The sequence below is a fragment of the Bacillus sp. 22475 genome (genome assembly GCF_052044835.1).
GTDB lineage: Bacteria > Bacillota > Bacilli > Bacillales > Bacillaceae_G > Bacillus_A > Bacillus_A cereus.
On sequence record NZ_JBQENW010000002.1, the window covers coordinates 329,051 to 347,664 of the forward strand.

The window sequence follows — 18,614 nt, forward strand, 5'->3', positions numbered from 1 at the left end:
TATTATATACTAAATATGCTATTCGAAAAAGAAAGTATGTAAAAAGGACCGTATACGGCCCAAAATTATATTTGAAACTTATCAAGTTGTTCTAAAAAACGTCTTGATTTCAAATAAATTCCGCAATATTCATCATAATATGTATTCAATACTAAACGCATTTGTTTTTTTGTGCTATCCTTTACCGATACATTTCCGAGCCTATGTAAATCGAAATGGAAGAAAAGACGTAATAATTTATGAACAGCTTCTCCTACCGGTATACGATATGGGTCTTGCTCTGCATGACGTGAGCACAGAAAACCGCCTTCCCTTACGGAGAAGGCGACAAAGTCTGTTTCTTGATGACAAATCGCACATGTATCAAAGTACGGGCGCATCCCTAATACCGGAAGCATTTTCGTTTGATAAATTAATGATAATACTTCTGGATCAACACCCTCACACATATAATGCAACGTTTGATATAACATTTCAAATAAATACGGATTATGTTTTTTATCTTCTGTTGCTTTATCAGTTAACTCAACAATAAATGATGCATAAGCAGTTAAAAATATATCCTCGCGAATTTCTTTCATAGTTGAAATAATCTCGCCTTGTTGCAATGTTCCAAGCCCAGATCCCATTTGAATAAGAAAATGGCCATGTGTCATTAATTGCGACACAGATGCTAATCGGCTTTTCGGTTTTTTTGCCCCTCTTGCCATTGCACTTACCTTACCAAGTTCTCTTGAGAATATTGTAACAATCTTGTTCGTTTCTCCGTAATCTGTCGTACGGATAACGATGCCCTCAACTTTTTGAAACATGTTCGTCACCATCCAAGGTTTGAACAAAACGGGTCAAGAAATTGGAGAGTCTAGATGCGCTAGCTCCTCTTCATGTTGATCCATCTCATCGTTTACGTCTTTTTCCATTTCTTTCAAAAGCAAGTACGTTTCAATGCTTCCTGTTTTGGAGAAAAACTTCCAGGTAAAATCTAGCATAAGAATCCACCTTTCTCAATAAGCGTAGCCTATAAACCAATTTCCTTTGTTGTTATTAAATTGACCCATTTTGTCCATTTTCATGTGAGAAAAATTTTTCCTAATTTATCAAAGTTCATAAAAACCAATAATCAGTGGATGAACCAACCATCCACTGATTACAACTTTACTCTATTTTAGTACTCATCCTCGCGGAAACCTAGGTCACGAAGCTGAGACATTTTATTACGCCAATCTTTTTGCACTTTTACCCATACTTCTAAAAATACTTTAGAACCAAGTAGCGCTTCAATATCAAAACGAGCTCGCTTACCAACTTCTTTTAACATTTTTCCTTGTTTTCCGATGATGATTCCTTTTTGTGATGCACGTTCAACAACAATCGTTGCATTTATATAAACTGCCCCGCCCTCACGCTTTTGAATCGCATCGATAACAACAGCCACAGAATGCGGCACTTCTTCACGTGTTAAATGTAGTACTTTCTCACGAATAAGCTCTGCAATAATAAATCTCTCCGGATGATCCGTTACTTGATTCTCTGGATAGTATTGTGGTCCTTCTGGTAAATACTTTTTAATTGTTCCAATTAAAGCGTCCACATTATTACCGTCTAACGCAGAAATTGGTACAATCTCTGCAAACTCATGTAGTTTACGATATTGATCAATTAACTCTAGTAATTGCTCTGGATGAAGTTGGTCAATTTTATTAATGACTAAAAATACTGGTTGTTTCGTTTCTTTTAATTTCTCAATGATGAATTCCTCACCACGACCAAATCCTTCAACTGCATTAACCATAAACAGAACAATATCAACTTCTTTTAATGTCGTTTGCGCCATCTTTACCATGAAGTCGCCTAATTTATGTTTAGGTTTATGTATTCCTGGTGTATCAATGAAAATAACTTGTGCATCATTTTCTGTATATACACCTTGAATTTTATTACGAGTCGTTTGTGGCTTATCACTCATAATAGCAATTTTCTGGCCGATAATACGGTTTAAAAATGTAGATTTTCCAACATTCGGTCTGCCAATAATAGAGACAAAACCTGATTTATAACCTTTTCTATTCATGTAAATCCTCCGCTAAAAATGCTCCTGGTAACAATTCTCCGACTGTCGTCTCTTGAACGTCACCATGTAAGTTTGATAAGTATACTTTCGTATCCTGTTTACATAATTCTACCATAACTTGTCGACATGCTCCACAAGGAGGTACTGGGCGCTTTGTATCTGCTACAACCGCAATGGCTACAAATTCTTTATCTCCTTCAGAAACCGCCTTAAATAAAGCTGTTCTTTCAGCACAATTACATAAGCCATATGATGCATTCTCAACATTACATCCACGATATACTTTTCCACCGCGCGTTAATAATGCTGCACCTACTTGAAATTTAGAATATGGTACGTACGCTTGTTTACGCGCTTCGATTGCTTCTAGAATTAATTGTTTACTATTCATATTCCCGCATCCTTCCTGTTCACAGCTATGAAGAGATACACTCTCTCATTAAAGGCCCTTACAGCACTTCCAAAGCTTAATAAAAGCTTCGGAATGCAACTATACCATATACGGTAAAAAGATAATAGCACCAATTATAACAGCTATAATTGCAAACAATAAAACCGCTCCTGCCGCAACATCCTTTGCAATTTTTGCAAACGGATGAATATCGGCAGTCGCTAAATCTACCGTTTTTTCCACAGCCGTATTTACCATCTCTAAACTCATTACACTCCCTATTACAATAAGTAATATCATCCACTCTATTTTCGTAATATGGAAATAAAAGCCGCAGCATATAACAATGACTGCGGCTAAATAATGGATTTTCATATTTCGTTCATGACGAAAACAAAAGAATATACCAGCTATAGCATATCCAAAACTATCTATAAGTTTTCCTTTTTTCATCGTCCTAATCCAAAAGCTTCTAAAATTTCTTTTTGTCTTCCGAACATTTCTTTTTCATCTTCTTCTGTCATGTGATCATAACCAAGTAAATGTAAAAAGCCATGTAACGCCAAAAATCCAAGTTCACGATCGAAAGAATGTCCGTACTCTTCAGCTTGCTCTTTCGCCCTTGGAATAGAGATAATAAGATCCCCTAACATGCGCGGCATCTCTGCACCAACAATCTCCATTTCTCCTTCTCCCATCTCTTCCATGGCAAAGGATATTACATCTGTAGGTTGATCTTTATCTCGGTAATCACGATTAATTTCTCTAATGCGCTCATTATCTACAAATGTCACCGATACCTCCGCACCATCCTCGATATTTTCCATTTGAGCTGCTTTTTCTAACACTTCACGAATTAAACTCATATACTCTTCTTTTACTTCTTCTGTTTCATCAATAAAATCAATTAACAAACTCATTCTTTCTCCTTTTCTTCCGGAGGTTCCGGATATGTAATACGCGAATGGAAAATACCATTTAACGTTTCACACAACGTTTTTCCAACGATTTGTAGTTCCTTAAACGTCAAATCACATTCACTAAATTGACCGTCTTGCAGTCGATCTTTAATAATACTTTGCACCAAGTTATTAATTTGTTCTGGCGTTGGGTGATTCATAGAACGTACCGCAGCTTCTACACTATCAGCAATACCAACAATTGCCGATTCTTTCGAAGTTGCTTTTGAACCTGGATAACGGAACATCTCTTCTGTATATTTTTCTTTATCTTCTTTAATAGCTTTATAATAAAAATATTTCAGTAACGTTGTACCGTGATGTTGCCCAGCAATATCAATAATTTCTTGTGGAATATGATATTCTTCGAGCATTCTTACTCCATCCGTTACGTGAGCAATTATAATATCTTTACTCGTTACAGGATCTAATTTATCATGCGGGTTTTCAATTCCCATTTGGTTTTCAATAAAGAATTGCGGTTGTACTGTTTTTCCTACATCATGATAATATGCCCCTACACGCGCTAATACACCATTTGCCCCAACTGCTTCACAAGCAGCCTCAGAAAGATTCGCTACCATTACACTATGATGATATGTCCCTGGCGCTTCTAACAAAATTCTGCGTAAAAGCGGATGATTTGGACTTGATAGTTCCATAAGCTTCATACTTGATACGATTCCAAGTCCACTTTCTAAATATGGTAAAATCCCCATAGCCAAAACGGATGATATAATCCCTGAAAGTGAAGCCATTAATAATTGCGTACCAATTTCAAGAGGCGAAAAATTCCCATTACGTAATAATAAGAGCGCCGCTAATACGACTACATTTAATACAGAAACGAGTATACCAGCTTGTAAAATCATTGTACGACGATTTTTTTCTCGCAAGAAAATACTAACCGATAATGAACTTAACAATACGTAAATCCCTACACTATAATTTAATGTACTCGTTACTCCTTCATTAAACATAATACTTCCGCATACAGAAAAAATCATACTCGTTAAAAAGACAAATCGATCACCAATCATTAGTTTTACAAGTATTGTTCCCATCGCAACTGGGACAACATATGCAATCCCTGCGTATTCAAGTTTTTGAAACAAACTAATGATTTTCATTAAGACGATTGTGATAGACAAAATTGTAATATACGCTAAAACATACGGTCTATCTTCTCTTTTTCTCTTTAAAAATAATTCAAATTGTTTATGCATAAAGTATAGTAATACACCAATGAGTACCGCTAATCCAACATAAGGTTGAAAGCCGTTCCCTTTTTCTAACAAACCAACTAATTTCAACTGATTATACACATCACTTGAAATCGTTTCACCTTCTCTAACAAGAACTTGTCCTTGAAGAATATAAACAGGTGGAACTAAATCTTCCTCTGCTTTTCTCTTCTCTTTCGTTAAGATCGGGTCATAAAAATAGTTCGCTGAAATTGCATATCTTCCTAGCGCCTTAATTGACTCTTTTAAACCATTATCAACATTAACACTATTCATCTCACTTACATATCGTTCTTTCGCATCTTTCAATTCGTCCATTTTAATATGCTCAGTCATGATACTATTAATCGCTGTTACCGCAGCATCTTTCGCTAATACTAATTGGCTCGAATCTGCATTAATCAAATTTAGTAAGTTTGAATCAGATAATTCTTTCGTTAAGTCAGCGGGTAGTTTCTTTTTTAACTTATCCACTTTCTCAGCATCAGTCATCTTTTTTTGATCATCCGGTCCAACAGCTTTAATCTCTTGCACCACTTCATCCACTTTAGCAAAGACGTCATTCACAATATCAACTTTGTTTTGTTTATACTCACTTTTATATGTATATTGATCTTCAACTTTTGTAGCGGCTTCTTTTTTCTTTTTATCCGTTGTAACTTTATCTTCAATTTTTATAGGAGAATGGATTGTCTTTTTCGCAATAGAATACATATTAACATCTAATTGTTCTGGTTTTACATTATTCATAAGCGCAAAAAACAGCACTGCTCCTAACACAACGTAAGAAATCCAACTTAGTTTTTTCGAATGTTGTAAATTACGAAACCACTTAGAAATTTCTTGAGATCTTGACATGATTTCAATACCTTCTCCTCTCCAGAAATAAAGTGAAACTATTTATAGCTTTCATTTCTTCTACCCAACGATACTTTGAGGCAACATTTTACACACCAGTACCTATAGTTTATTTTCCTTATCTTTCATGATAGTAAAAAATATGACATTCGCCAACCTTATCATACAAAAAGAAATGATCCTGACAAATAGGATCATTCCATTTTATCATATGCCTCAATAATACGTTGCACCAATGGATGTCTCACAACGTCCGTTTGTTCTAATGTAATAAATGACAGACCTGATACACCAGATAAAATATTAGCAGCTATAGATAGCCCTGATTTTACCCCTTTTGGCAAGTCTACTTGTGAAGGGTCCCCTGTAATAACCATTTTAGAGCTAAAACCTAATCTTGTTAAAAACATTTTTATTTGAGCACCCGTTGTATTTTGAGCCTCATCTAAAATAACAAATGAATCATCAAGCGTACGCCCCCTCATATAAGCAAGCGGAGCTATTTCAATTACTCCTCGCTCCATCATACGCTGCGTATATTCTTGTCCAAGAATATCATGTAAGGCATCATATAATGGACGTAAGTATGGATCTACCTTCTCTTTCAAATCCCCTGGTAAAAAACCTAAATTTTCTCCAGCTTCTACAGCAGGTCTTGTTAAAATAATTTTCTTTACATATCCTTGTTTTAAAGCTCTCACAGCCATTACTACAGCTAAGTATGTTTTTCCAGTTCCTGCAGGCCCTATCCCAAAGACAATATCATTCTTCTTCATCGCATGAATATATCTTCTTTGCCCCATTGTTTTTACACGAATGGATTTACCTTTTGCAGTCTTGAAAATTTCTTCTTCATATAACTCTTCAAATTGAGCAATTTTCCCTTGTTGCGCGAGCTGAATTGCATACGCAACATCTCTCTCTGAAATTGATATACTTTTACGAATTACAACAAGTAATTGCTGTAAGATTTTTTCTACGAGTGTCACCGTTTCAACTGCTCCAGATACATGAACAGTTTCTCCTCTAGTTACGATCGATACATTCAGTTCTCGTTCAATTACTTTTAAATGTGCATCATTGACTCCAAAAAGAGCGATTGCTTCGTTAGTATTTTCCAATTGTTGGTTCATTTCTACTAATTGTTCTGCCATTACTCAGTCTCCTTGAATATCGGATTCGGATATTGGTTGTGGCTCTGCAATATTTTCAACCACAGTATAATGCAATGTGACTTTTAGTTGATCCGCCTCAACCTCTTTACTCAAAATCTTATCACTTACAATCATAGCATGTTCATCCAATTTTTTCTTTAGTTCTTTTTCGGCCATCTCCTTCGCTACTTTCAGCGCTTGCTTTTCTGTATATTCTCGATTCGCTTCTTCCTCTTCTCTCACAACATCTTTTTCATATGCAATCGGCAGTGTAAAACCAAATAATTTCACATCATGCTTTACACTTTCAGTACGAGAGCGTTTATACTTATCATGCTGAAATCCCCATATTTTTATTTTCGTATCCCCGAATTTAAGAAAATGTTCATTGTATACATTACCAGTATACACTTGGAATTGCGTCTTTAGCGGAACATCTACCTTAGATGTATACCACGTTTCGCCATACACAATACCTTTCGCTGAAACAATCGTTGGACTTTCCTCATTACCATATATTCCCGATACGAGAATCTGCCCTTTTTCTACATGATCATTCTTCAGTACAACTGGTTTTCCAACTTCTACAAACGTTTTTGTAATAATCGCTTCTTTTTTTGCTACTAAATTTTGCGGCCTTTGTTCCTTTTCTTTTTTTGGTTCGTTTTTTTCAACAATTTTAAAATGATACGTCGTTCCTCTTACTTCTAGTCCCGCCCAAGTAATGGCATTAATATTATCTGTCAAATGGCGTTGTACATCTTCTACATTCGGCATTTGAAATTGTAGTTTCCCTTTTTTAATACCCATTTTATCCAATTCTTTCATCAATATATATTCTGTTTCGGGTTTTGCTCCTGTAATTTCAATTTTCCAAACCATATTTGACATTGCAATCACGCCAAAAAAGAAAATTAAAAACCCAATTAAAAATCCACTATTTTTAATTAAACGCTTATTCCAAAAAGGAAAACCATAACGTCCAATAAAATATAATTTACATTCATTTTTTCTATAAATTGGTTTTATTTTTTTCACATCGCGTAACAACATACAAAAAACTAACGTTTCATCAGCTATTTTCTTAACATCCCAAACTAACAAATTCCTCCGTACACATTCATTAACAAACCGTTCCGCTCCTCTACCTTCAATCCGCACTTTTACATATCCAAGCCACTTTATAAACCATTTATTTTTCATTTACCACCTTCACTGCCTTTCTAAAAGTAGATATACTACTTTTTATTTGAAGCATTAAAATAGCTCGTACTAAAATGAAACAAATTAAAACTGTAATCGGTCTCTATCAACGAAACTTTTACAGGATAAAGAAGAAAAACTTCACAAATGGAAGTTTCACTTCAATCACCTTTTTTTTCATTTTCTAAAAATGTTACTTGCTCAATTATCCCTTCGAGCAAAAGCTCTTCTGGAAGAATCGTTTTAATAACAAAGGATTGTCCTTTAATTAGTAATTGACCATGTTTTAAAAGCAATCGCACTTCTTTATCTGAAAACACTAATAGCCCCCGATGATTTTCTATATAAATATGTATTTGCCCAACAAGAGTAATCCGAGGCAGATCCATTAATACATCCACTGGTAGGTCTACTTGTTTTGTTAACCAATTTTTCATTTGTTCTAATTTCTTCATCTCGAAAGACCCCCTCCTCATCCCATATATATGTATTTCTTCACAAGTGCCTATCGTGTTATAACGACTTCACTAACATAACTATATTCTGTAAGAGTTCATCTCATGTTAATTAAAACAGTCGCTATATGAAATCATATTTATCAGGACAATGATGGATCAGAGAATGTTACCCATAATAATAGAAGTATTAATACAAGAATATGCGCCCTCAGGGGATATCAGTACAAGTTAAATTAAGAAATTGAGCCTAGCAAGAAGTTGGAAACTTGAAAAAACCTGTTACAATTCGTTCTGGACGTGACATACTGACCATAGAATAAGTAGTTGTCATTCATTAGACAAATGAGATAAAATCCGAAAAAGGAAATTGCTCCACTCTGAATTTTGCGGTGTAAGTAAGAATATTTTATAGGTGGTTGTTATATGAATTTCAAAAAAATGAATTAATAAGCGAGGAAATACGAAAGGAAATTGGATTTAGTCAAGAAATTTTGAATGTTATAAAACAAGTTACTAACAGCAGCATCCAGCCCTTTTATGCAACTGATTCAAAATCTAAAATAGCCGGAGTCTCTTTCGTTACCTTTGAGGATTCTGCTGAACAGCAAGTTATAAAACTTCAATCTGAGGTTCAGAAACTTGGATACTTAGCTTTTATTTGCGAAAGAAGTTTTAGTCAAGGAAGTAAGAGTGAGTGTAGAATTGCAATTACACAAGGAAATGACCAATTTGATATCCTTACAATCCAACAAACAAATGGCGTTAATTACGAAGTTAGCAATATAGATGTTATTTTTAAACTAAGAAAATGGAATGATCGCTATCCTTTTATCATAATCGGTGCAGATCATGACTGGGTTGATGCCATTTTTAGCGCGTTACCTACAGACGAAGAAATGCAATCTTTCGCGCAAGAAATGTATGAATTTTGTCCAGATATAGTGGAACAAGGAACAGAAAGCATTGAGGAGTTAGTCGAAGAAATTAAGAAAACGAAAAAGCTTTTTTTATGGTGGGATTAATCATAACTAAGGCCGTTATCTTTTTTACATACCAGAGGGGTTTCTATCACTTACAGAAACGCTTTTTAAGCAATATAGCGTTTCTTCTTAATAAGAACAATAAAAAAACGTCTCATACGAAATGAGACGTTTTTTTATGCTAATAGCTGGATAACCAGCTTATTCACAAGTGATCCGTCTGTTTTACCTTTTACTTTCGGCATAACAGCAGTCATCACCTTACCCATATCTGCTTTAGAAGTCGCACCAACTTCAGAAATAACTTGCTTGATTACATCAACTAGTTCTTCTTCAGTTAATTGCTCTGGCAAATATGCGCTTAAAATCTGAATTTCACTTTGCAGTTTATTAACAAGGTCTTCACGACCAGCTTTTTTAAATTCAAGGAGGGAGTCCTTATACTGTTTTACTTCACGAGCTAAAACTGTTACTTCCTCTTCTTCAGTAAGAGTATGTTGCAGTTTAATACCTTCATTTTGTAAAGCAGCCTTAACCATACGAATAACGGTTAATTTTTCTTTTTGTTTATTCTTCATCGCTTGTTTCATATCATCGTTTAAACGACCGAGAAGACTCATAACTTACACCCTCTCTTAGAATTTACGCTTTCTTGCCGCTTCAGATTTCTTCTTACGTTTTACACTTGGTTTTTCATAAAACTCGCGCTTTCTTGCTTCAGCAAGTGTACCAGTTTTAGAAACCGATCTTTTAAAACGGCGAAGTGCATCCTCCAAAGACTCGTTTTTACGAACGACTGTTTTTGACATTCTCTTTCCCTCCCTCCGAAACATCACACTTACATACTAACTTCAGCATGCAAAAAGAAACACTTCTTCAGCATGTCTTTTACGATTATAATACATTTTATCACTTCAGGTCAACTATTTGGCAGAATAAAAGAAGAATAGAAGCATTTCCTTTTCAAAAGTTATACAAATATCTAGTATCCTTCTTTCATGAAGACAACTATATTTTTATCATTTCAACTTTTTTCATACAGGGATGCACGAAACGCCTCCCCACCTTCTAGTACTTAACCGCTTCAAATAAAGAAAGCATGCAAACCATTTCCGGTTGCACGCTCTTTTTTATGCGCTTGCTGATTCTTTTTTCACATCATCTTCAAGAACACGAACAAATTGCGCTTCGTTATATGGATAGCCAGCTTTCGTAATTTTCACTTTCACTAGCTTACCAATTAATTCTTCTGATCCTTCAAATACAATTTTCAAGTAGTTATCTGTATACCCTACATATAACCCTTCACGGTCGCCGTCTTTAAATTGCTCTTCTGGAATGATTTCAAGCACTTCACCTTCAAACACTGATGCATATTCTTTCGCTAATTGATTAGATAGCTCAATTAAACGATGAACACGATCGTTCTTCACATCTTCAGGAACTTGATCTTCCATGCGTGCTGCAGGTGTTCCTGTACGTTTTGAATAAGGGAACACGTGTAACTCAGAGAAGCGGTTCTCTTTAATGAAATTGTATGTTTCCATGAATTCTTCTTCTGTTTCACCTGGGAAACCAACGATTACGTCAGATGTAATCGCAAGGCCTGGTAACGCTTCTTTCAAACGATCTAAACGCTCTTGGAAGAATTCCATCGTATATTTACGACGCATACGTTTTAATACAGTATTAGAACCAGATTGCAACGGAATATGCAAGTGACGTACAACTACTTCAGATTTATCTAACACTTCAATTACTTCATCTGAAATTTGACTCGCTTCAATAGAAGAAATACGAAGACGTTTTAATCCGCCTACTTCCGCTTCCATATCACGAAGTAATCCAGCTAAGTTATAATCTTTTATATCTTCGCCGTATCCACCTGTATGAATACCCGTTAATACGATTTCTTTATAGCCTGCATCCACTAATTGTTGTGCTTGTTTAATAACCTCTTTTCCATCACGAGAACGCATTAAACCACGCGCCCAAGGAATGATACAGAATGTACAGAAGTTATTGCAACCCTCTTGTATTTTTAAAGACGCACGTGTACGATCCGTGAAATAAGGTACATCAAGTTCTTCGTACACACGTGTTTTCATAATATTGCGGACAGCATTAATTGGTTGACGCTCTTTACGGAATTCTTCGATGTAACCTAACATCTTTTCACGATCCTGTGTACCAACTACAATATCTACACCTGGAATCGCCATAATTTCAGCTGGAGATGTTTGTGCATAACATCCCGTTACGCAAATAACTGCATCTGGATTTTGACGCACAGCACGTCTGATTACTTGACGGCTTTTTTTGTCCCCAGTATTCGTTACTGTACATGTGTTAATAACATATACATCAGCTTTCTTTTCATATTCTGTTCTTTCATAACCACCTTGTTTAAACAATTGCCAAATGGCTTCTGTTTCATAGTGGTTTACTTTACAACCTAACGTATGGAACGCAACAGTTGACATTGATCATCACCCCATCAATTCAAAATGATACGAAGCAGCACTTAACGCGTATAACGGCGCCGTTTCTGTTCTTAAAATTCTTGGTCCTAAACTACATGGTACAAATTTATGTTCACGAAGCGCTGTAATCTCTTCCTCAGCTAAACCGCCTTCTGGGCCAAATACAATCAATAGCTTTTGACCTGGTTTCATTGTCGTTAAAGCTTTCGCAAAATTAGATTTCTCGCCTTGTTTCGCTTCCTCTTCGTAAGCAACAAGACAAACATCATACTCACCACTCATTGAAAGCAGTTGCTTAAATGATGCCGGAGCATGTACTTCCGGAATTTCACTTCTATGTGATTGTTCCGCAGCTTCTTTCACAATTTTTCTTAAACGCTCAACTTTTTTATCAGCTTTTTTCGCATCCCATTTTACGATAGAGCGAGATGCTTGAAATGGTAAGAATGCAGCTGCCCCAAGCTCAGTTCCTTTTTGAAAAATCAACTCTAGCTTGTCTCCTTTTGGCAGTCCACTTGCAATCGTCACGAAAACAGGAAGTTCACTTGACGCCTCTACCCATTCTACAATAGCCGTATTAATAAATTCACTGGTAATTTCATCAATTGAACATACTGCTGTTTTTCCGTTTACACAGCAATAAATTTGATCGCCAGCTGTCATACGCATTACTCTCGCAATGTGATGTACATCATCACCTACAATGCGAATTTTTGCTTCACTTACATATTTCTCTTCTACAAAATAACGTTGCATATAATCACCTTAGTAGAGTTTCGTTCCTTTCGTAAGTCAACACTTACGAAAAGAACGAAACATTATCATTTTTCATATAACAAACGGCAAGTCCCTCACCTTATAGTGAGAGACTCCCCTTTTCATTATAGACTAAAATCTATATTACGCATTTCGTGCAATAATTGCTACCCAATCTTCCATTCGTAACACTTCTTCAATTGTAAATCCAGCTTGTTCTAACGCCTCAGAAATTACTTTTTCCTTCGCAGCAATAATGCCCGATGTAATAAATAATCCACCTGACTTCACAACTCTCGCTGCATCTTCAGGGAATAAAAGAATAATTTCTGCTAATAAGTTAGCTACGATTAAATCAACAGGACCTTCAATACCTTCTAAAAGACTATTTTGCCCAACAGACACGATATCATCTGTTTTATTTAAACGCACATTCATTTCTGCACTTTCAACTGCAACCGGATCTAAATCATATGCTTGAACAGAAGACGCACCTAATTTTGCCGCTGCAATACTAAGCACACCAGAGCCTGTTCCTACATCAATGATAGCGTCACCTGGCTGTACTGTTTTTTCTAAAGCACGAATACACATCGTTGTTGTTGGATGAGTTCCTGTACCAAACGCCATACCTGGGTCTAATTCAATGATTTTTTCATCAGGAGAAGATGGTGTATATTCTTCCCACGTCGGTACGATTGTGAATGTATCAGAAATTTGTACTGGATGGTAATATTTTTTCCAAGCAGTAGCCCAATCTTCTTCATTGACTTCGTTAACGGTAATATTTCCAGTACCAATTTCAATGTCGTAAGATGGAAGCACATCAATAGATGATTTTACACCTGCAATCGTTTCATGTAAAGAATCCGTTTGCGGGAAATATGCTTTTATTAATACACCTTCCGCCGGATATTCATCTGGATTCAATGCATAAATTTCACCATATTGTTGCTCGCGCTCTTTCGTTAACTCCGCTGGATCCTCAATCGCAACTCCGCTAGCACCAGCTTCATGTAAAATATGAGAGACAGCTTCTACTGCTTCTTCTGTTGTATGAATACTAATTTCTGACCATTTCACAATTTACCAACTCCATTTTTTATTTCCATTATTCCCCTTTGAAAGCACGTTTAAGCTTTCCGAATAAACTATCATCCTGCTCTTCTTGTCCTGCAAATTCACGTAATAAATCTTTTTGCTGTGAAGTCAATTTCGTCGGTACAACAACACGAACGACTACATATTGATCTCCTTGGCCGTATCCACGTACATTCGGAGCACCTTTTCCTTTTAAGCGGAATTCTGTTCCAGTTTGTGTTCCTGCTGGAATTTTCAGCTTCACTTTACCATGAACAGTAGGAACTTCCACTTCATCACCAAGCGCCATTTGCGCAAATGTTAATGGCATTTCGCAAATAATGTGATCTCCTTCACGCTCGAAGAATTCATGATTTCTTACATGAACGACAACATATAAGTCTCCTGCTGGTCCGCCATTTACGCCGGCTTCACCTTTTCCAGACACACGAATTTGTTGACCATTATCGATACCCGCTGGAATTTTAACATTGATTTTTTTACGCTTACGAACTTTACCTGAACCGTGACATGTCGTACATTTTTCTTTAATAATTTGTCCAGTTCCTGAACAATGACCACAAGCTTGACGGTTTACGATACGACCAAACGGTGTGTTTTGTTCTACACTCACTTGACCAGAGCCTGAACAATGTTTACATGTTTCTTTTGAAGTTCCTGGTTTTGCTCCACTACCTTTACAAGTATCACATGGATCTTCTACTGGAATTTCCACATTTAATTCCTTACCAAAAATAGCTTCTTCAAAATCTAAAGTGACTTGATATTGTAAGTCAGCACCTTGGCGCGGAGCATTTGGATCACGACGTCTGCCGCCGCCACCGCCAAAGAAAGAACTAAATATATCTTCAAAACCGAAGCCACCGCCGAAGTCTCCTCCGCCGCCAAATCCACCGAATCCTTGATTTGCACCAGCATGACCAAATTGATCGTACTGCGCACGCTTTTGATCATCACTTAACACTTCGTATGCTTCTTGTACTTCTTTAAACTTTTCAATTGCATTTTCTTCTTTGCTTACGTCTGGATGGTATTTTTTAGCCAAACGACGATACGCTTTTTTTATTTCATCTGTTGAAGCGCCCTTGCTAAGTCCAAGGACCTCATAATAGTCTCGTTTACTCATAAATTTACAACCCCCGAATCTTTCACATAAACGTAATTTTAACACCGAAAGAAAGTGCTTTGCAACAAAGTTTCCTCACTTACAGTATGCAAAGCGAAAAACTTAAGATCCTCACACATCGCTTCTCATTCGTGAAAAAAGCCAAAGTCAAGGCACGCTTGACTTTGACTTTTTGTCATCTTACTTATTATGTTTACAGTTGAATTACTTGTCTTCTTTTACTTCTTCAAACTCAGCGTCAACTACATTGTCTTTCTTCGTGCCAGCGTCTTGTGCACCTTGCGCACCTTCTGCTTGACCAGCAGCTGCTTGAGCTTGCTCGTATAATTTAACAGTTAATTGTTGTACGATTTCTTGTAAAGCATCTTTTTTCGCACGAATTTCTTCAAGCTCGTTTTTCTCAATTGCAGCTTGTAATGCTTCTTTCGCTTCTGTTGCTTTTGCAACTTCAGCTGCATCTACTTTACCTTCTAAATCTTTTACAACTTTGTCTGTTTGGAATACAAGTTGGTCAGCTTCGTTACGAAGTTCAACTTCTTCCTTACGTTTTTGGTCAGCGTCAGCATTTGCTTCCGCTTCTTGTACCATACGTTCTACTTCTTCATCAGAAAGACCTGAAGAAGATTGGATTGTAATAGCTTGCTCTTTGCTTGTTCCTAAGTCTTTCGCACGTACGTTAACGATACCGTTCGCATCAATATCGAATGTTACTTCGATTTGTGGAATACCACGTGGTGCTGGTGGAAGGTCAGTTAATTGGAAACGACCTAACGTTTTGTTGTCAGCTGACATTGGACGCTCACCTTGTAATACGTGAATGTCTACTGCTGGTTGATTATCAGCAGCTGTCGAGAATACTTGTGACTTACTTGTTGGAATTGTAGTGTTACGCTCGATTAATTTCGTGAACACGCCACCCATAGTTTCAATACCTAAAGAAAGTGGAGTTACGTCTAATAATAGAACGCCTTCTACATCACCAGTAAGTACGCCACCTTGAACTGCAGCACCTAATGCTACAACTTCATCAGGGTTTACACCTTTATATGGCTCTTTACCAGTTTCACGTTTAATAGCTTCTTGTACAGCTGGGATACGAGTAGATCCACCAACAAGAATAACTTTATCTAATTCGCTTGGAGCAAAACCAGCGTCTTTTAATGCACGACGAGTTGGCTCTAATGTTCTTTCAACAAGACCTGCTGAAAGCTCTTCGAATTTCGCTCTTGTTAACGTTAATTCTAAGTGTAATGGACCAGCAGCTCCAGCACTAATGAATGGTAATGAAATTTGAGTTTGTGTTACACCAGAAAGATCTTTTTTCGCTTTTTCAGCTGCATCTTTCAAGCGTTGAAGCGCCATTTTATCTTGGCTTAAATCAATGTTATTTTCTTTTTTGAACTCAGCTACTAAGTGATCGATGATAACTTGGTCAAAGTCATCGCCACCAAGACGGTTGTCACCAGCAGTTGAAATAACTTCGAATGTGCCGTCTGCTAACTCAAGGATAGATACGTCAAACGTACCGCCACCTAAGTCATATACTAAGATTTTTTGTTCTTCGTCTTGTTTTTCTAAACCGTAAGCAAGTGCTGCTGCTGTTGGCTCGTTAATGATACGCTCAACTTCTAAACCAGCGATACGACCAGCATCTTTCGTTGCTTGACGCTCTGCATCGTTGAAGTATGCAGGTACTGTAATAACAGCTTTCGTTACTGTTTCACCTAAGTATGCTTCAGCAGAAGCTTTTAAGTTTTGTAAAATGATTGCAGAAATTTCTTGAGGTGTATAATCTTTACCTTCAACTTCTACTTTGTAGTCTGTACCCATATGACGTTTAACAGACATGATTGTATTTGGGTTTGTAATTGCTTGACGCTTTGCAACTTCCCCAACTTGACGTTCTTCATTTTTGAAAGCTACAACAGAAGGTGTTGTACGATTTCCTTCTGGATTTGGGATAACCTTTGGTTCTCCACCTTCCATAACAGCTACACAAGAGTTTGTTGTACCTAAGTCAATACCGATAATTTTACTCATGGCGAATCCTCCTAGTTTTATGTAAATTATTGATTTACTTTTACCATTGATGGGCGAATCACACGGTCTTTTAATTTATAACCTTTTTGGAATTCTTCCACAACCGCGTTTGATTCAAATTCACTATCTTCCACTTGCATAATAGCTTGGTGTTCATTAGGATCAAACTGTTTACCAACAGCTTCAATCACTTCCACACCTTCTTTAGTCAGCGCTTCTAACAATTGACGATGCACCATTTCCATACCTTGTAACAAGGATTTCGTTTGCTCATCAGTCGCTTCCACTTGCATTGCTCTTTCAAAATTATCAAGAGCTGGCAAGATGTCTGAAACTAGACTTTGTGCTCTATATTTTTCAGCAGCCTGTTTATCCATTTGGACACGGCGCTTATAATTTTCAAAATCAGCTTGTAGACGTAATGTGCGACCTTCCGTTTCCGTTAGTTTCGCTTGTAACTCATCTACTTTTTCTTGTAAAAGAGCAGCCTCACTTTTTTCTTCTACAGTTTCTTCACTGTTTTCTGGCGTGACAGCTTCTTCAACTTGCGCTTCTTTTACTTCTTCTACCACTTGTTCGTTACGCTCTTCCACAATATTCACCTCCTTAAAAAGTATTAGGTATCATGCATAGCATGATTACCTAAGCATTATATATTACACACAGCAATGAAAATTTCATCACTTGAGCGAATGTATTACTCTCATTTACTTTTTAAGTCCATCAGTAAATTGTCTCGTAAATAACTGTAACAAACTAATTACACGAGAATATTGCATTCTCGTAGGACCTAAAATAGCAATTGTTCCAAGTTGCTCTTCGCCGATCGAATATGTTGCAGAAATTAAACTGCAATCCTCCATAGCCGTCGAAGTGTTTTCCCTACCAATTTTCACTTGAATCCCGACTTGTTTATGACGCAAAATGTCATAAAATTCGGCTTCATTATCAATCATGGTAAGCAAAGATCTAACCTTTTGAATGTCATGGAACTCTGGCTGCGAAAGCATATTTGCTTTTCCTCCAAAGTATATCTTTTCCGATAACGGAACTTGAAATGTACCATCTAACATTTTTATTGCACTATCGTAATTATGAACATACCCACGTAAAACTGTAACAATTTCCTTAAAGATTTTATTATGAAGTTCTTCCATCGGTACGCCAGATAGCTTTTCATTTAAAACATTAACCATTTTTTCTAAATCTGATAAATCAACAGATTCCGGAACGGTAATCGTTTTACTTTGTACATGCCCTGTATCAGTTACAATAATAGCGACTGCAGTTTGACGATCAAGCGGCACAATTTGTACATTTTTAAGTTTATTTGTACTTAACTTCGGTCCAAGAACAATGGCCGTATAATTCGTAAGTTCTGATAAAATTTGAGCAGATTGCTGTGCAATTTTTTCCGCTTCAAAAATTCTTTCAGCAAATAAATCTTTAATTTGTACAATTTCAGCGTTCGGTAAGTTTTGCGGCGCTAAAAGATGGTCTACATAAAATCGGTAACCTTTCTCAGAAGGAACACGTCCAGAAGAACTGTGCGTTTTTTCAATAAAACCTAATTCTTCTAAGTCCGCCATTTCATTTCGAATAGTAGCTGAACTAAATGTAATTTCATCTTTTTTAGCCAACGTTCTAGACCCAACAGGCTGCGCTGATCCAATAAAGTCATCAATAATTGTTTGTAAAATTAAGAGCTGACGTTCCGTAAGCATCTCATCATCACCTCTGTTAGCACTCTTTGTCTTTGAGTGCTAAATCTATTAATAACTTACCAAAAT

The 18,614-nt window shown here is 36.6% G+C and carries 20 protein-coding genes; 1 reads left to right on the top strand and 19 read right to left on the bottom strand.

What is annotated here, in order from left to right; translation table 11 throughout:
- Nucleotides 1–65: 65 nt before the first annotated feature.
- From recO to yqfC, 10 genes are all read right to left on the bottom strand, one after another.
- Nucleotides 66–812, bottom strand: coding sequence for a DNA repair protein RecO (recO, locus tag ACTJJY_RS05100; RefSeq protein WP_000487009.1), 747 nt, complete (start codon nt 810–812; stop codon nt 66–68).
- Between the two features lie 33 nt (nt 813–845).
- Nucleotides 846–989 carry a YqzL family protein gene (locus ACTJJY_RS05105; protein ID WP_000883924.1) on the bottom strand — a complete coding sequence of 48 codons (144 nt, stop codon included), beginning with the start codon at nt 987–989 and terminating at the stop codon, nt 846–848.
- Nucleotides 990–1,165: 176 nt separating this feature from the next.
- On the bottom strand, nt 1,166–2,071 hold the full coding sequence (gene era / locus ACTJJY_RS05110; protein ID WP_001080230.1) for a GTPase Era: 906 nt from the start codon (nt 2,069–2,071) through the stop codon (nt 1,166–1,168).
- Nucleotides 2,064–2,462 (bottom strand): cytidine deaminase, encoded by a 399-nt coding sequence (locus ACTJJY_RS05115; RefSeq protein WP_001086285.1) that lies wholly within the window; start codon nt 2,460–2,462, stop codon nt 2,064–2,066. Before ACTJJY_RS05115 ends, era begins: the two co-directional genes overlap by 8 nt.
- Before the next feature lie 99 nt (nt 2,463–2,561).
- Nucleotides 2,562–2,915, bottom strand: coding sequence for a diacylglycerol kinase family protein (locus ACTJJY_RS05120; RefSeq protein WP_000715464.1), 354 nt, complete (start codon nt 2,913–2,915; stop codon nt 2,562–2,564).
- Nucleotides 2,912–3,382 carry an rRNA maturation RNase YbeY gene (gene ybeY / locus ACTJJY_RS05125; protein ID WP_000054684.1) on the bottom strand — a complete coding sequence of 157 codons (471 nt, stop codon included), beginning with the start codon at nt 3,380–3,382 and terminating at the stop codon, nt 2,912–2,914. The genes ACTJJY_RS05120 and ybeY overlap by 4 nt, the downstream gene beginning before the upstream one ends.
- Nucleotides 3,379–5,523 (bottom strand): HD family phosphohydrolase, encoded by a 2,145-nt coding sequence (locus tag ACTJJY_RS05130; protein ID WP_000091512.1) that lies wholly within the window; start codon nt 5,521–5,523, stop codon nt 3,379–3,381. Before ACTJJY_RS05130 ends, ybeY begins: the two co-directional genes overlap by 4 nt.
- A 194-nt stretch (nt 5,524–5,717) precedes the next feature.
- Nucleotides 5,718–6,677 carry a PhoH family protein gene (locus tag ACTJJY_RS05135; RefSeq protein WP_000840520.1) on the bottom strand — a complete coding sequence of 320 codons (960 nt, stop codon included), beginning with the start codon at nt 6,675–6,677 and terminating at the stop codon, nt 5,718–5,720.
- 3 nt (nt 6,678–6,680) lie between these two features.
- Entirely contained in the window at nt 6,681–7,880 is a 1,200-nt protein-coding gene (gene yqfD / locus ACTJJY_RS05140; RefSeq protein WP_000792498.1) for a sporulation protein YqfD, read from the bottom strand.
- A 161-nt stretch (nt 7,881–8,041) separates the two neighbouring features.
- Complete coding sequence (gene yqfC / locus ACTJJY_RS05145; protein WP_000732269.1) at nt 8,042–8,335, bottom strand: sporulation protein YqfC; 294 nt, start codon at nt 8,333–8,335, stop codon at nt 8,042–8,044.
- Nucleotides 8,336–8,754: 419 nt separating this feature from the next.
- Between yqfC and ACTJJY_RS05150 the strand changes: the two genes are divergently transcribed.
- Nucleotides 8,755–9,360, top strand: coding sequence for a DUF4253 domain-containing protein (locus tag ACTJJY_RS05150; RefSeq protein WP_440605124.1), 606 nt, complete (start codon nt 8,755–8,757; stop codon nt 9,358–9,360).
- Nucleotides 9,361–9,494: 134 nt separating this feature from the next.
- Here ACTJJY_RS05150 and ACTJJY_RS05155 read toward each other — a convergent pair whose 3' ends face one another.
- The 9 genes from ACTJJY_RS05155 to hrcA form a co-directional block, all read right to left on the bottom strand.
- Nucleotides 9,495–9,938, bottom strand: coding sequence for a GatB/YqeY domain-containing protein (locus tag ACTJJY_RS05155; RefSeq protein WP_000054582.1), 444 nt, complete (start codon nt 9,936–9,938; stop codon nt 9,495–9,497).
- A gap of 15 nt (nt 9,939–9,953) precedes the next feature.
- Nucleotides 9,954–10,127: a 30S ribosomal protein S21 gene (gene rpsU / locus ACTJJY_RS05160; protein WP_000048061.1), complete on the bottom strand. Its 174-nt coding sequence runs from the start codon at nt 10,125–10,127 to the stop codon at nt 9,954–9,956.
- Between the two features lie 321 nt (nt 10,128–10,448).
- Complete coding sequence (gene mtaB, locus ACTJJY_RS05165; protein WP_440605125.1) at nt 10,449–11,801, bottom strand: tRNA (N(6)-L-threonylcarbamoyladenosine(37)-C(2))-methylthiotransferase MtaB; 1,353 nt, start codon at nt 11,799–11,801, stop codon at nt 10,449–10,451.
- Nucleotides 11,802–11,807: 6 nt separating this feature from the next.
- Nucleotides 11,808–12,557, bottom strand: coding sequence for a 16S rRNA (uracil(1498)-N(3))-methyltransferase (locus tag ACTJJY_RS05170; protein ID WP_440605126.1), 750 nt, complete (start codon nt 12,555–12,557; stop codon nt 11,808–11,810).
- 144 nt (nt 12,558–12,701) lie between these two features.
- A complete protein-coding gene (gene prmA, locus ACTJJY_RS05175; RefSeq protein WP_000872098.1) occupies nt 12,702–13,640 on the bottom strand; it encodes a 50S ribosomal protein L11 methyltransferase in 939 nt (312 codons plus the stop codon).
- Between the two features lie 28 nt (nt 13,641–13,668).
- Nucleotides 13,669–14,784 (bottom strand): chaperone protein DnaJ, encoded by a 1,116-nt coding sequence (gene dnaJ / locus ACTJJY_RS05180; RefSeq protein WP_000043947.1) that lies wholly within the window; start codon nt 14,782–14,784, stop codon nt 13,669–13,671.
- A 204-nt stretch (nt 14,785–14,988) separates the two neighbouring features.
- Nucleotides 14,989–16,824: a chaperone protein DnaK gene (dnaK, locus tag ACTJJY_RS05185; RefSeq protein ID WP_000034701.1), complete on the bottom strand. Its 1,836-nt coding sequence runs from the start codon at nt 16,822–16,824 to the stop codon at nt 14,989–14,991.
- A gap of 26 nt (nt 16,825–16,850) precedes the next feature.
- Nucleotides 16,851–17,417 carry a nucleotide exchange factor GrpE gene (gene grpE, locus ACTJJY_RS05190; RefSeq protein ID WP_000392711.1) on the bottom strand — a complete coding sequence of 189 codons (567 nt, stop codon included), beginning with the start codon at nt 17,415–17,417 and terminating at the stop codon, nt 16,851–16,853.
- Nucleotides 17,418–17,531: 114 nt separating this feature from the next.
- The gene (gene hrcA / locus ACTJJY_RS05195) at nt 17,532–18,548 is read right to left on the bottom strand and encodes a heat-inducible transcriptional repressor HrcA (protein ID WP_000954942.1); all 1,017 of its coding nucleotides are present in this window, start codon (nt 18,546–18,548) and stop codon (nt 17,532–17,534) included.
- Between the last annotated feature and the right edge of the window lie 66 nt (nt 18,549–18,614).